Here is a 14,228-nt window from a genome sequence, read left to right on the forward strand (position 1 = left end):
GTTTAAATGACTATTTCTGAGACTCAAAAGAAAATATTGGCAGTCGGCAAGAAAGAATTTTTAAAAAAAGGATTTAAGGATGCTTCACTTAGAATAATTGTCGAGGAAGCAGGATTTACGAAAGGTGCTTTTTATGGTTACTATCCTAATAAAGCGGCCTTATTTGAAGCTATTGTTTCTGATGTAGCTGATGGGTTAATAGAACAGTTCAAAGCTGCACAAGATGCACATTTTGATTTAATTCCAGAAAATAAAACTTTAGAAAGCAGAGAGCTGTCTACAAAATATCTTTTGCATTTTGTGAATTATATTTATGATTATTTTGAAGAATTCAAGCTTGTAATTTGCTGTTCTGAAGGCACAAAATACGAAGATTATATTCATGAACTTGTAGAATTGGAAGTATCCCGTACGGAAAAATATTACGCTATTCTTAAAGAAAAAGGCAAAATGGCAGGAAACGTCAGTCATGATTTACATCACATGATTACCAGTGCATATTTTACAGCTGTTTTTGAAACGATTGTGCATGATATGACAAGAGAACAAGCCATTAAATATGTTAAAGAGCTTGCAGTTTTTTTTAATTCGGGATGGGATGGACTTTTAAGGTTTAAATAAAGCGTAAAATTTTCACGCAAGGTTAGCAAAGGCTAACAACTATATTTAGAAAGGATATAGATTATTATGAAAAATAGAGAAAATATATTACTAACAAGAGATTATATTTCCATAGGCGTTTTTTCACTTATTTATTTTGTTATTGCATTTGTTATAGGCGGTATCGCACAAATGACACCTGTCACTTTTCCGTTTATGCCGATGATAGTAGCTTTATTTGCGGGCAGTGTTTTTATGTTATACACCGCTAAAATACCGAAGCGCGGATCACTTTCCATACTTGGTATACTTGCCGGAATCTTGTTATTTGTTACCGGTATGTTTTGGATGATGTCGGTATTTTTCATCGTATTTGGATTTATTGCGGACTTTATTTGCCAATCAGGAAATTTCAAATCATTCAGAAGAAATTTACTTGCCTATTGCGTGTTTGCGCTGTCTCCAATGGGAGCCTATATTCCCATGGCTATCATGCCTGCACAGTTTGATGAATTCATGCGTAGAAAAGGAGATGTTTCTTCTTTTGAAGGAATCATCAATGCTATTAGAATAAATTGGTGGGTTATCCCCTTAATGATTTTGGGGACAATTATTTGTGCCATAATCGGAGGCCTTATAGGTAAAAAATTATTGAAAAAACATTTTGAAAAAGTGGGGATTATATAAATGGCTTTAGATCCCAGAACAAAGCTGCTGATTTTATCAATAACAAGTATTTCCGTGTTTCTGAATGAAAGTATCGTTATAGAATGCCTTTTTACAGCAATCCCTATATTATTGCTCTTACAGGCGAAAGAGTTCCGTACTGCTTCAAAATACGGAATTCTCTTTATTGTGTTATTGATGGTACAGCTTTTTGTTATATCAAAATTACCTGTTACGATCGGAGGCATCATATATATGTTTGATGTCTATATAAGAAAACTTATTCCTTGTTTTATGCTCGGCACATTTTTAATACAAACTACAAAGGTCAGTGCTTTTTTAGCTGCATTCAGTCGATTGCATTTGCCTAAAGGTTTCACTATTGCACTTTCTGTTACATTGCGATACTTTCCGACAATGGCTGAGGAATGGAACTATATTAAGGACGCCATGGCTCTTCGAGGGATAACCGCTTCTTTTACAGAATTTTTACGCCATCCGGTCAAAATAATGGAGTATGTATATGTACCCATGCTGGTATCTGCTTCTAAAATCTCTGATGAAATCACACAAGCCGCAATTACAAGAGGAATAGATCATGTCGGAAGGCGCAGCTGTATGGAAAAAGTTTGTTTTTCAATCCATGATGCTCTGATTGTAACAATCTATATAGGGATTATTTGCATGATATTTTTTGATTTTTTACGAGGAGGTGTATTCCCTTGATTGAATTTATAAAACTTTCTTTTTCCTACAAGGATATGGAAAAAGCTTCTTTACGGGAATTACACTTAAATATTCCAAAAGGACAATGTGTTCTCTTGTGCGGTGCATCAGGATGCGGAAAAACGACTCTTACCAGATTGGTAAACGGGCTGATTCCTCATTTTTTTGAAGGAAAACTTTCAGGCAAAGTAACTGTAAAAGGAATGAATGTTGCCGAGACCGAAATTTCAACTCTTTCCGATAGTGTCGGCACGGTTTTTCAAAATCCGAGAACACAATTTTTCAACACAGATACAGATAGTGAAATTGTTTTCGGACTGGAAAACAGAATGCTGGAGATGAAAGAATTAAAACAGCAGCTTGAAAGGATTACTAAAGATTTGCATATAGAAAAATTAAAAGGATGCAGCATTTTTGAACTTTCCGGAGGGGAAAAACAAAAAATTGCATTTGCGTCTGTGTATGCCACGAATCCGGATATTTTTGTATTGGATGAACCGTCCTCAAATCTGGATTTTCATTCCGTGCTTGAACTGAAAAAACTGATAGAAAAAATAAAACAACAAGGGAAAACGATTATCATTGCAGAACATCGCTTGTGGTATTTAACAGATGTTGCAGACAGGGTCATCTTAATGCAGGAGGGTCAGATTTTTAAGGATATGAGTATACAGGATTTTTGCGAGCTCCCGCTTGAACAAATACAAAATATGGGGCTCAGGTGTCGAAATCTTTCTGAAATCAAAACAAATACCAATGATAAAAAATTTTCCCAACACACCTTAGAGCTGAAAGATATTCATGTCAAATATGGTGAAAAGATTATCTTGCAAAACATCTCTTTTACCGCAAATGGTGGAGAGATCGTCGCAATTACCGGCGCAAACGGAACAGGAAAAACGACACTGGCACGCACGATATGCGGACTGATAAAACAAAAATCGGGAAATATTTTTGTAGACGGCAGGAGTTTGTCTGCAAAAGCGCGTATTAAAAAATCTTACATGGTGATGCAGGATGTCGGACATCAACTTTTTACGGATTGTGTGGAAACAGAATGCACACTCGGAACAAAAACAACAGATGAGTCTGTTATTGACGAAACTTTATCGGCCTTATCTCTTTCCGAATTAAAAAACAGACATCCCCTTTCACTTTCAGGAGGACAAAAACAGAGGTTGGCAGTGGCAATCAGCTTGCTTTGTGATAAAGAAATTCTTATTTTCGATGAACCGACCAGTGGGCTTGACTTAAAAAGCATGCGGGAAGTAGGAACGATGGTAGAGAGACTTTCTGAACAGGAAAAAATCCTGCTCATTATTACACACGACATTGAATTTATAAAAACAATATGTTCCAGAGTTTTGCTTTTGTCAGGCGGTAAAATAATTGCCGATTTGAGAGGTGAAGAAAAGAAAAATATCGAAAAATATATTTTAGCAGAAGGAGATCGAAATGAAGAATAAGAAGAACAAAAACACATTGCATCGCTTATTTGAGTTTGCCGGATCATGTAAAGGCTTGCTTTTAAGTTCGGTTGTTTTTGCCGTTCTTGGTGCAGGGTTTGGAATCGTCCCGTATATTGCAGTTTCACGCATTATTATTCAAATATGCGCCGGTGATTACAGCTTGAAATCAATCATGCCGATGGCAGTAATTGCTCTTTTGGGGTACCTTTTGCAGCTTGGTCTATCAACTGTATCTACGGTGCGGTCTCACAAAGCCGCATTTACTATACTAAAAAATATTCGTACTGCACTTACGAAAAAGTTGTCACGAGTGCCCATGGGATTTGTCTTGGATACCCCGTCAGGAAAATTCAAAACGATGCTTGTAGATACGGTTGAAAAACTGGAGTTACCCCTTGCTCACATGATACCGGAATTAACAGCAAATATTATGATTCCTGTCTTAATGTTGATTTATTTCATGTTCCTTGATTGGAGGCTGGCACTTATTGCTCTTTCAACCTTTCCTGTCGGGATGCTCTGTTATATGGGAATGATGAAAGATTATGAGAAGCGTTATGACAGAGTTATTAAAGCCGCAAAAGCTATGGATGCCGCTACGGTTGAATATATAGGCGGAATCGAAGTGGTTAAGGCTTTTAATCAAAGTAGCGATTCTTATCGCAAATATGCAGAGGCGGTAAAGGAGAATGAAAATTCTAAATCGGAATGGTTCAAAAAGACGAATCCGTACTATGCGGCAGGTATTGCAATAGCACCCTCAAGTCTAATCGGAGTTCTTCCTGTCGGAAGTTTGTTTTATATAGGCGGAAGCATAAGCGCAGGCAGTTTTATATCCTGCATTATTTTATCATTGGGCTTGATTGCTCCGCTTATTCAGGCATTGCGATATACAGACAGCCTTGCTATGGTAGATGCCACCGTAAAAGAAATCGGAAGCCTTTTGGATACGGAAGAAATGGAACGCCCGGAAAAACGAGTACAGCTTAAAGGAGAAAAAATAGAATTTTCCAACGTCTCTTTCTCTTACAAGGATACAGAGGTTTTACACAGCATTTCCTTTGAAGCGAATGAAAATGAAATGACGGCTTTGGTCGGACCGTCGGGATCGGGCAAATCCACTGTCGCCAGACTCATTGCGTCTTTTTGGAATGCGGGAAGCGGAACCGTGAAAATAGGCGGTGTCGATGTGCAGAACATACCGCTTTCGCAGATAATGGAACATATTGCGTATGTTTCACAGGATAATTATTTGTTTCATCTTTCTATACGAGAAAATATACGAATCGGTAAGCCGGATGCTACAAACAGCGAAATCGAAAATGCAGCAAAAAAAGCGGCATGCCATGATTTTATTACATCACTTCCCAATGGCTACGATACCGTTGTCGGAGACAGCGGAAGCAATCTTTCCGGCGGAGAAAAGCAGCGCATTGCCATTGCAAGAGCCATATTAAAAGACAGCCCCGTAGTTATTTTAGATGAAGCTACCGCCTTTACAGACCCTGAAAATGAGTCGATAATTCAGCACTCCATCAGCGAGCTTGTAGCGGGAAAAACGCTGATTGTCATTGCACATCGATTATCTACTATCACATCAGCCGATAAGATTATCGTCATGAATGCAGGAAATATAGAAGCGGAAGGAAAACATGAGGAGCTTACCCAAAATTGTGTTCTTTACAGAGAACTTTGGAATACACATATCAGCACGCTTGATATGAAGGAGGTATCAGCATGATTCAGATGTTCAGACGACTTTTGGATTTTTCCGGAATGGAAAGAAAAAGATTGATTTTATCGTTTATTTTTCATATGTGCAATTCCGTGTTTGAGATGCTTCCCATTATGGCTGTGCTTGCAGTTTTGAACGGAATACTATTATCACTTTCAAGTGGCTTCATGTCGATTAAAACAATATGGGCAGCCTTGGGGATTATGCTTTTAAGTATTTCAGGACGCATTCTATTTACGAATCTTTCCGCTGTAAAAAGAACCCTTGGAAGCTTTTCCATGTGTTCCAAATGGCGCATGGAGCTTGGCGAAAAATTAAAACGCGTACCTATGGGATATTTTAATGAGCATCGCCTTGGAGATATTACAGCGGCAGTTACTACAACACTTGGAGATCTGGAAACCAATGCAGTTACCGTCATGGAAGCGGTAGCCGGAGGATTTATCCACGCTGCAGTGATAGGGATATGGCTTTTGTTTTATGAATGGAAAATTGGAGTTTTGATGTTCATAGGGCTTTTTCTTTCCCTTTGTGTGTACGCAAAAACACAAAAAGCTGGTATGAAATATTCTCCGCGCAGGCAAGCTGCACAGGCCGGACTTGTTACAGGCATTTTAGAATATATACAGGGGATGTCCGTGATAAAGGCATTCGGACTTGCCGACCGTTCGGACAAATCCGTAGACGCTGCAATCAATGAAAGCGCAGAGGCAAACATTGCTTTAGAAAAAGTTTTCTCCGGCTTAGCTGCCGTCTTTCAAATGATATTCAAATTTGCCAGATTCGCAATCCTTGTTGTTGCACCATACCTGCTTATGAACGGAGAAATAACTCCTGAAAAGTGCCTGCTCCTTATTGTCGCAAGCTTTATGATTTATACGACTGTGGAGCTTGCAGGAAGTACGGCTGCCGTTGCAAGAGTTGTGGATGCTTCTTTAGACAGATTGGAAACAATATCCAATATTCCCCTTCTTGATGAAAAGGGAACAGACCTTATCCCGAAAGCATACGACATAACCGTTTCAAACATTTCCTTTGCATATGAGGAAAAGGAAATTCTGCACGATGTAAGCTTTTCTGTTCCTCAAGGTACGAGCTGTGCCATTGTAGGACCATCAGGCTCAGGAAAGACGACCCTTTGCAGTTTAATTGCACGCTTTTGGGACGTAAAAGATGGTGAGATTCTTTTAGGTGGCGTTAATGTAAAAGACTATACTTGCGATAGCCTTCTTAAGAATTTTTCCATTGTGTTTCAAAGGGTTTACCTTTTTGAAGATACCATTGAAAATAACATTCTTTTTGGAAAACCGCAGTCAACAAAAGAAGAAATAGTGTCCGCGGCAAAGAAAGCATGCTGCCATGATTTCATATCCGCACTTCCGGATGGATACCAAACAAAGATTGGAGAAGGAGGTGCAACCCTTTCCGGCGGTGAGAAGCAGCGAATCTCTATCGCACGAGCGATTTTGAAAGATGCACCTGTTGTCATTTTAGATGAGGCTACGGCAAGTGTCGATCCTGAAAACGAACGGGAATTGCAGCAGGCTATTTCAGAGCTGACAAAAAATAAAACGCTTCTGATGATTGCTCACAGGTTGAATACAGTTCGAGAAGCAGATCAAATTCTTGTTCTTGAAAATGGACGAATTGTGCAAAGAGGAAAACATCAGGAGCTGATACAGCAGGAAGGACTTTATCGACGATTTGTTGAAATTCGGGGAAATGCAATTGGATGGAAATTAGGAGGCCTGGAATGACATACAAAAAATTTTACTTCGGAAAGTTAAATGCACAGATATTAAAAAAAATAGATGCGGAACATAAAACAAAAATGAAGCAGCTCATCAAAGAAATCAATCAAGGATCATGGACGGAAAAACAGAAAAAAAGGCAAAAAAGAAGCATTATTTCAAATATAGCCCTATACCGATGTTTCATAGATAAAGGGCTTTCAAAAAATGAGGCAAAAGAATTGGTAAAGGAGCATTCATTTTATGTTGCCCAAAAGGCACATAAGCTTTTGAAAACATTTTTTTATATCCCCGGGTTTTTCAGGCTGTTCCGCTTGTTTATGAAAAAAGGGATGTCGGGCGATGAAATATGGAAAAGCAGAATCCTGTCGGATGACGGGGAATACTACCGTGTCGATGTGCTCAAGTGCCTTTGGGCGGATACCTGCAATTTTTTTGAATGCCCAGAGCTTTGTGAGATATTCTGTCTGTGTGATCATATCGTATTCGGAAATATAAAGGGATTTGTATTTGAAAGAAGTCAGACACTGGGAATGAACGGTGAAAAATGCGACTTTTGCTTCATAAATAGGAAAGGGGAAAGTTAAATGAATAAGGCTGAGGAAAAATGGTCCGGGGATGCCGGAAAAATGAAAATGTTTCTTCTTCAAGAAATAGAAGAAAGAGGTCTGGAATGGAGAGGTTTGTTAGAACGGTGTCTTGGAGATTGTCAAAAAAACAAAATTTTAGATGTCGGATGTGGAACCGGGTTTATTTCGCTGCTTCTTGCACAAATTGGGTGTGATGTCATTGCAATAGACAATAATGTCGCAATGCTCAAGGAAGCTGAAAAAATATCTGAGGAGTTAGGATTTTCAAATAAAATCACTTTTATGCTTAAAGACACAGAGTTAGTGGATTTTCCCGATAATACCTTTAATGCAGTGGTCTCAAGACATGCCTTTTGGCTATTTAATAATCCGAAAAAAGTTTATGCGCAGTGGTACAGAATTTTGAAATCCGGCGGTTGTATGCTGAATTTAGATGCAAATTGGCTTTTCCCTTTTTGGGGAGAGGAACAGGCAAAGCTCTTTCAGTCAGATGAAAACATTTTAACAAAACGCTACGGCAAATTTCAGGATTATTATCATGATACAGATATGATGGACGAATTGAAAAAACTCCCTTTAAGTTATATAAAACGCCCGGAATGGGATTTGGAAACATGCAGAGAAACAGGTTTTAAGAACATTGAAACAGAGACACTGTTACAGGAAAAGTATTGGAATCCTTTTATGGCACGCAGGTATCGCACGATGCCGACCTTTATCATCAAAGCTCAAAAGTAATATTTACGGAGGAAAATAAATGAAAAAAAATAAAGCATTAAAATGGGAAATTAAAGATGTCATTGCGGCTGCTCTGTTGAGTCTCTTTCTCATTCTCATCCAGTTTATTGTAAATATGGTATGCATGACCAATCATTTTGTCAGTATGGTTTTATCAGTTGGTTTTACCATGTTCTTATGTGCACCTGTCTATTATCTGCTTTTGTGTCGGGTAAGGAAGCACTTTGTCAGCCTTGTTTATATGAGTATCGTCGGTATGATTTATCTGTTGATGGGGAACTGGTATCTTTTACCGTACTTTGTTGCAATTGGTATGATATGCGAAGCAATCTTGTGGAAAGATTGTTCTGAAAGGAATTCAAAACAAATTATAGCATCGTGGACTGTTGCCAGTCTTTTATATAACGGTGTCAATTTACTGCCGATTTGGTTCTTTTGGGAAACCTATTACAGCTTTGCAAAAAGCGGTGGCATGGATCAAAGCTATATAGACTCATATATCAGCTACTATAAGACTCCCGGATGGATTATATTCATTGTTATCTTTACGGCGATATGTGGGCTTGCGGGTGGTCTGGCAGGCAAAAAAATTATGGGAAAACATTTCAAAAAAACGGGACTTCTATAATGAGAAAAATTTCTTTTGCTGTCATAACTAAAATATGGGGATTCATTTGTGTACTAATAGCCATTTATATGGGAAAAGATGTCGTTTTCAGCTGCATCCTTACAATTGCCACTTTTTTATATTTAGGTATACAAGGGAAATGGAAAATCGTATTTGATTACGGCATATTCTATATCTTATTGGGAATTTTACTCTACGCCATACAACGTTTCGGACTCCATATGCTGATTTTTTCGGAGTTTTATGTGCTGATGCTTTGGAATCTTTCTCCTGCTTTCTTGGTATCATGGGATTTGATTACAACACCGCCTGGAAAAATTTCGGCATTCCTAAGTTCCATTCACCTTCCTACATCCGTTATTTTGGGTGTCCTTGTAGTATTTAGATTCTTCCCTACCATGAAATCGGAGTTAAGGAGTGTGTATCTATCTATGAAAAACAGAAATTTGACAGGTCTTAAACAGATATTGAAAGCACCCGCAAAGACATGTGAATATGTGCTGATTCCCCTACTCGTCAGAATCTTGATGATAGCAGATCAGCTTTCCGTTTCAGCTATTGCAAGAGGTGGGGAATCACCGGGGAAAAGAAGCAGCTACTATGAGAGCAAGATTGAAATAACGGATATATTTGCCATGATTTTATGGTTCGCTTTGATATCGGGTTATTTATGGATAGGAGGCATGAGAATATGATCGACTTACAGAATGTTTCCTTTCAGTATGCGGATAGCAATTATGGTGTGACGAATATAAATTTAGTGATAAAAGCCGGTGAATGTGTGGTTTTGACAGGAAAATCAGGATGTGGAAAAACGACCATTACAAGACTTATCAACGGTCTTGCTCCAAAATATTACAAAGGAACAAAAAAAGGCAGTATACGAATTGCAGGAAAAGATATTGAAATGATGCCGTCCTATGATATCGGTAAAATTGTTGGCAGCATATTTCAAGATCCTCAAAGACAATTCTTTTCATCAGAGCTTGAGGGTGAAATAGCATTTGGATGTGAAAATTACGGTTTCTCAAAGTTTGAAATTCAAAAAAGAACAAAGGATGCTATTCATAAGATGAGATTGGAAAACATAGGAAAGATTTCCTTAGATTTGCTTTCAAGTGGTGAAAAACAACGAGCAGCAGTAGCTTCTGTATATGCAATGCATCCGGAGGTTTTTGTGTTTGATGAGCCGACTGCAAATCTGGACAAAGACGGCATCATTCAAATGAAAAACATCCTTATGCAGTTAAAGAAAGCAGGATACACATTGCTGATTGCCGAGCATCGTCTCAGTTGGACAGAAGAACTTGCCGACAGGTATTTATATATGAAAGACGGACAGATACAGCATGAATATTCTTCTTTAGAATTTAGTACAATGAATGACTTGGAACGCATTTCAAAGGGACTTCGCCGTATTATAAATAAACCTTTTACAAAACAGATTGCCCCACCCCGAACGGACAATATTGCAATACAAGGAGAAAGGCTCTCTCTCAAGAAAAATAAAAAACAAATATTAAAAAATGTGGATATTTTTGCTAATGAGAAAAGTGTTACTGCAATCACAGGCAACAATGGTGCGGGAAAAACCAGTTTAGCTTTAATTTTAAGCGGACTTGAAAAATTAACAGAAGGTAATGTTTATATTCATGGTGAGAAGGCAGGGTACAGAGAACTTTGCAAACATACCTATTACTGTTCAAATGACACAGGGACACAATTTTTTACAGAAAGCATTTCAAAAGAACTTTTGCTTGGAACAAAATATGATGCAGAGAATTTAGAAAATGCAAAAAAATTGCTTAAGGATATGTGTTTATACGAATATAAAGATTCTCATCCTGCTTCCTTGTCGGGAGGTCAAAAACAAAGACTTGCAGTATGCTGTGCGTTGTTGTCAGGTAAAGATATTTTGATACTTGACGAACCGACCAGTGGCTTGGATGCCGAAAATATGTTTTTGATTGCAAGGGAACTAAAGAAAGCTGCAGAAAAAGAAAAAACTATTTTGGTAATCACTCATGATGAGGAATTTATGGATGCTTGCTGTGAATACAGAATAAGTATCGATAAAACGCAAAAATAAAGGACAAGGAGGGTTTTTATAATGGATGTTCGTGATAAATTACTTATGGAAAATCCTTGGAAATTGATGATTCATCTTAGTTTGCCGGCAATTTTGGGTCAACTGATAGTAGGATTATATGCCTTTGTCGATTCAATTTATGTCGGGCAAATGGTGGGAACCGATGCCATGAGTGCAGTTTCGGCGGCATCTCCGTTTGTATTAATCAATAATGCGATTGCTGTTCTTCTTGGGATAGGTTCGGGCTCTGTACTTTCTCGGGCAATCGGAAAAAAAGATAAAGAAACCGTGGATAAGATTATAGGAAATCTAACTTTCTTGGTAATCGTTTTATCATCAGTAGTTATGATTATCGGTATCATATTTGCTCCTGAATTTTTACGCTTATCTGGTGCCGGCGGTGAAGTGATGGAGATGGGTGTTTCTTATTTAAGAACAGTATATCTCGGCTCCATATTCGTAAATTTTATGCAGGGTGCAAATATGGTAATAAGGGCAGAGGGTCGCATGGGAATTGCAATGGGAATCATGGCGGCTGGTGCTATTTTAAATATTATATTAGATCCTATATTCATTCTGTTTATGCCATCTCGAGGACCGCAAGCTGTTGCAATCGCAACTGTGATTTCTCAAATCAGTCAAGCTTTGGTCACCTTAATATACTTCTTGAAAAAAAGTCCGGTGGTTCGTTTTCATGGGATAAAACCTGCAAAAGATTTATTACCTGAAATTTTTTCCGTGGGAATGAGCGCTATGCTCATGCAAATTATGATGTTGGTTCAAATGACAGTTGTATATAATACGGCAGTGCATTTTGGCGGAGAAAAGCAAATAGCTCTTATGGGAGCCGCTCAAAGAGTTATGCAGCTTGCATTTGTTCCGATATGGGGAATGAGTCAAGGGATGCAGCCCGCTGTCGGAACAAATTTCGGAGCAAAAGAATATATAAGGGTTAAAAAACTTACGAATGTATTTATTATAGGTTCTACTTGTCTTGCCGGATTTTTCTTTGCCATAATTGAAATTTTTTCAGTGCAGATATTATCTGCATTTATTACCGATTCAGTTATTGTAAGTTCAGGATTATCTAATTTTAGGCTTATGTACTGCATATTTCCTACTTATGGCATGCTCATAATGACAGTCACTTATTTTCAGGCTATCGGTAAAGCAAAGCAGGCAGGAGTATTGGTTATACTAAGGCAACTTGCGCTTGTAATCCCTTTAGTATTGATATTACCTCGTTTTCTGAACGAAAATGTTCTCGGAGTATGGCTGGCGTTGCCTTTGAATGATGTCGTTATAATTTTGATTGCCATTATATTGCTAATTAGTGAATACAAGCGCATTACTAAGCTTGCACAGGAAATAAACAAGGTTAATGTTGGTGAGATATCATGAAAAAAATCGTCATTTTGAGTTGTTTCATTGCTTTTGCCTTTGTCGTTTTATTTCCGCGTTCCTTTATTTTTGCTGCGGAAGAAACTGAACATTACGAAACTGTTATTGATAAAGTTGCGGATGCGTATATAGGTAAAAGCGTTCCAGGTGCATGTGTCATTGTATCTGAACACGGAGAAATTGTGTTTTCAAAAGCCTACGGATACGCTGATTTAGAAAAAAATATACCTATGGATCCTGAAAACACAGTTTTTGAATGGGGATCAATATCAAAAACCTTTATATGGGTAGGTGTGATGCAATTAAATGAAGAAGGAAAAATTGATTTGGATGCGGATATTCGCAACTATCTACCAAAAGGTTTTTTGAAAAATTTACACTATGATACACCTATTACAATGCGTCATCTCATGAATCATACGGCGGGCTTCGAGGAGCAGCTTATTAACCTTCGCTATTTTGAAAGTGATAAGGAATTTACATTAGCCGAAGTCTTGTCCTCACATCAACCCGAACAGGTATTTTCACCGGGCAAGGTAAGCGCATATTCTAACTGGGGCGCTGCATTAGCTGCATTTATTGTAGAAAGAGTGAGTGGTCAAAATTACAAAGAATATGTAAATGAACACATTTTGAAACCTTTAGATATGAACAATACATCGATAGGTCCATTTCAAAATGATAATCCTACGATTTTGGCAAGAAAGGCAGTCGGTTATTCTTTTTTTGAAAAGAGATTCCGCAAAGAACCGAATATGTATTTAAGAATGTACCCTGCTGGTGGAATGAATGGCTCAGCTGGGGATTTGTTGAATTATGCACAAGAGCTGGCTAAAAATAATGATAAAGATAATCTATTGTTTAATAATCCTCATACTAAAAAAGAAATGTTTACAGAAACCTATCGCTCCTATGGTGCAAATTCAGGTTTATCTCACGGCTTCTGGCAATATGCGAATAATCCGGAAATGCATGGACATGAAGGTGGAACATACGGATTCAAAACACAAATATGGGTAGAACCGAAAAATGAGAGAGCAATTTTAATATTGACAAATGTAATGGAGACGGAGTTTTGCTCGGAGATTATGGAAAAAATTGCATATACAGAAGCTGATGAAAAAAAGATAAAAGAAAATTTAGATCTCAAGATGTTAAGCGGAGATTATCTTCCTGCCCGCTCTGCATTGAAAAATGTTGGAAAAATACAAGGGAAAAAGCAAATGATTTCCATTAGAGTGACAGATGGAAATCGTCTTTGTCTTACCATGCCATTTGAAGATAAAAAGCAATATTACGAACAAATAGATTCTAACATTTTCTTTTGCAAGGATGCGAGTCCTGAAGAAAAAATACTTGCTTTTAATATAAATGACGGCAAAGTACATTCTATGAGCTTTAGATTAGCTCATGATTATATCCCTGCCACTAACACACAAGGGAAAATAGCATTTTTGTTCAGCTTGGGAACTTATATATCAACCACATTATTATTTTTAACATTACTGATTATATGCATCATTTCAACGATACAAAGGTGGAAGAGATGTATGCGACATCATATATATCTATATATTTGTGGAGCTATGCTTGGGATTTCTGGAATTACAGGAATGGCTCATTGGTTTTCAATATATGAAATTCTTGCTCATGAACTTATGATTATTATTATTGCTGGATGGTGTTTTAGTATTATAGGGATTTTATGTGGAGGATATGCAATTTTCAAAGAAAGAAGTATCAAAAACAGTGGATTACTACTAATATTTATAGCTCAGATTTTTTCGGCATATTATCTTGGGTTTTTAACTGTTGTATAGAGGATCTTTTAAAAG

At 37.7% G+C, this 14,228-nt stretch carries 13 protein-coding genes; all 13 read left to right on the plus strand.

The genetic code is table 11. From position 1 onward, the window contains the following. Positions 1 to 6: 6 nt before the first annotated feature. The 13 genes from FXY30_RS01885 (at position 7) to FXY30_RS01945 (ending at position 14,213) form a co-directional block, all read left to right on the plus strand. The gene (locus FXY30_RS01885) at positions 7 to 621 is read left to right on the plus strand and encodes a TetR/AcrR family transcriptional regulator (RefSeq protein WP_000155678.1); all 615 of its coding nucleotides are present in this window, start codon (positions 7 to 9) and stop codon (positions 619 to 621) included. A 66-nt stretch (positions 622 to 687) separates the two neighbouring features. Beyond that, positions 688 to 1,287, plus strand: coding sequence for an MptD family putative ECF transporter S component (locus FXY30_RS01890; protein WP_000797113.1), 600 nt, complete (start codon positions 688 to 690; stop codon positions 1,285 to 1,287). Continuing rightward, positions 1,288 to 1,992 carry an energy-coupling factor transporter transmembrane component T gene (locus FXY30_RS01895; RefSeq protein WP_047200375.1) on the plus strand — a complete coding sequence of 235 codons (705 nt, stop codon included), beginning with the start codon at positions 1,288 to 1,290 and terminating at the stop codon, positions 1,990 to 1,992. Further along, positions 1,989 to 3,458: an ABC transporter ATP-binding protein gene (locus tag FXY30_RS01900; protein WP_000569061.1), complete on the plus strand. Its 1,470-nt coding sequence runs from the start codon at positions 1,989 to 1,991 to the stop codon at positions 3,456 to 3,458. The genes FXY30_RS01895 and FXY30_RS01900 overlap by 4 nt, the downstream gene beginning before the upstream one ends. Further along, positions 3,448 to 5,202: an ABC transporter ATP-binding protein gene (locus FXY30_RS01905; protein WP_047200374.1), complete on the plus strand. Its 1,755-nt coding sequence runs from the start codon at positions 3,448 to 3,450 to the stop codon at positions 5,200 to 5,202. The genes FXY30_RS01900 and FXY30_RS01905 overlap by 11 nt, the downstream gene beginning before the upstream one ends. Continuing rightward, entirely contained in the window at positions 5,199 to 6,953 is a 1,755-nt protein-coding gene (locus FXY30_RS01910; protein WP_009346315.1) for an ABC transporter ATP-binding protein, read from the plus strand. The genes FXY30_RS01905 and FXY30_RS01910 overlap by 4 nt, the downstream gene beginning before the upstream one ends. Then, a complete protein-coding gene (locus FXY30_RS01915) occupies positions 6,950 to 7,534 on the plus strand; it encodes an L-2-amino-thiazoline-4-carboxylic acid hydrolase (RefSeq protein ID WP_047200373.1) in 585 nt (194 codons plus the stop codon). The genes FXY30_RS01910 and FXY30_RS01915 overlap by 4 nt, the downstream gene beginning before the upstream one ends. Then, positions 7,535 to 8,275, plus strand: coding sequence for a class I SAM-dependent methyltransferase (locus FXY30_RS01920; protein ID WP_017646121.1), 741 nt, complete (start codon positions 7,535 to 7,537; stop codon positions 8,273 to 8,275). Between the two features lie 19 nt (positions 8,276 to 8,294). Next, positions 8,295 to 8,903 (plus strand): MptD family putative ECF transporter S component, encoded by a 609-nt coding sequence (locus FXY30_RS01925; RefSeq protein WP_000739616.1) that lies wholly within the window; start codon positions 8,295 to 8,297, stop codon positions 8,901 to 8,903. After that, complete coding sequence (locus FXY30_RS01930) at positions 8,903 to 9,598, plus strand: energy-coupling factor transporter transmembrane component T family protein (protein WP_009346318.1); 696 nt, start codon at positions 8,903 to 8,905, stop codon at positions 9,596 to 9,598. The genes FXY30_RS01925 and FXY30_RS01930 overlap by 1 nt, the downstream gene beginning before the upstream one ends. Then, a complete protein-coding gene (locus FXY30_RS01935) occupies positions 9,595 to 10,992 on the plus strand; it encodes an ABC transporter ATP-binding protein (protein WP_000566323.1) in 1,398 nt (465 codons plus the stop codon). Before FXY30_RS01930 ends, FXY30_RS01935 begins: the two co-directional genes overlap by 4 nt. A 21-nt stretch (positions 10,993 to 11,013) precedes the next feature. Beyond that, a complete protein-coding gene (locus tag FXY30_RS01940) occupies positions 11,014 to 12,393 on the plus strand; it encodes an MATE family efflux transporter (RefSeq protein WP_009346279.1) in 1,380 nt (459 codons plus the stop codon). Then, positions 12,390 to 14,213 carry a serine hydrolase domain-containing protein gene (locus tag FXY30_RS01945; protein WP_050201758.1) on the plus strand — a complete coding sequence of 608 codons (1,824 nt, stop codon included), beginning with the start codon at positions 12,390 to 12,392 and terminating at the stop codon, positions 14,211 to 14,213. The genes FXY30_RS01940 and FXY30_RS01945 overlap by 4 nt, the downstream gene beginning before the upstream one ends. Positions 14,214 to 14,228 lie beyond the last annotated feature (15 nt).

This window comes from Murdochiella vaginalis (assembly GCF_902381775.1).
GTDB lineage: Bacteria > Bacillota > Clostridia > Tissierellales > Peptoniphilaceae > Murdochiella > Murdochiella vaginalis.

What these genes read in the sequence shown, in the direction of transcription:
- FXY30_RS01885 (WP_000155678.1), top strand. Translation starts at nt 7, where the DNA reads ATGACTATTTCTGAGACTCAAAAGAAAATATTGGCAGTCGGCAAGAAA.
- FXY30_RS01890 (WP_000797113.1), top strand. Translation starts at nt 688, where the DNA reads ATGAAAAATAGAGAAAATATATTACTAACAAGAGATTATATTTCCATA.
- FXY30_RS01895 (WP_047200375.1), top strand. Translation starts at nt 1,288, where the DNA reads ATGGCTTTAGATCCCAGAACAAAGCTGCTGATTTTATCAATAACAAGT.
- FXY30_RS01905 (WP_047200374.1), top strand. Translation starts at nt 3,448, where the DNA reads ATGAAGAATAAGAAGAACAAAAACACATTGCATCGCTTATTTGAGTTT.
- FXY30_RS01910 (WP_009346315.1), top strand. Translation starts at nt 5,199, where the DNA reads ATGATTCAGATGTTCAGACGACTTTTGGATTTTTCCGGAATGGAAAGA.
- FXY30_RS01915 (WP_047200373.1), top strand. Translation starts at nt 6,950, where the DNA reads ATGACATACAAAAAATTTTACTTCGGAAAGTTAAATGCACAGATATTA.
- FXY30_RS01920 (WP_017646121.1), top strand. Translation starts at nt 7,535, where the DNA reads ATGAATAAGGCTGAGGAAAAATGGTCCGGGGATGCCGGAAAAATGAAA.
- FXY30_RS01925 (WP_000739616.1), top strand. Translation starts at nt 8,295, where the DNA reads ATGAAAAAAAATAAAGCATTAAAATGGGAAATTAAAGATGTCATTGCG.
- FXY30_RS01930 (WP_009346318.1), top strand. Translation starts at nt 8,903, where the DNA reads ATGAGAAAAATTTCTTTTGCTGTCATAACTAAAATATGGGGATTCATT.
- FXY30_RS01935 (WP_000566323.1), top strand. Translation starts at nt 9,595, where the DNA reads ATGATCGACTTACAGAATGTTTCCTTTCAGTATGCGGATAGCAATTAT.
- FXY30_RS01940 (WP_009346279.1), top strand. Translation starts at nt 11,014, where the DNA reads ATGGATGTTCGTGATAAATTACTTATGGAAAATCCTTGGAAATTGATG.
- FXY30_RS01945 (WP_050201758.1), top strand. Translation starts at nt 12,390, where the DNA reads ATGAAAAAAATCGTCATTTTGAGTTGTTTCATTGCTTTTGCCTTTGTC.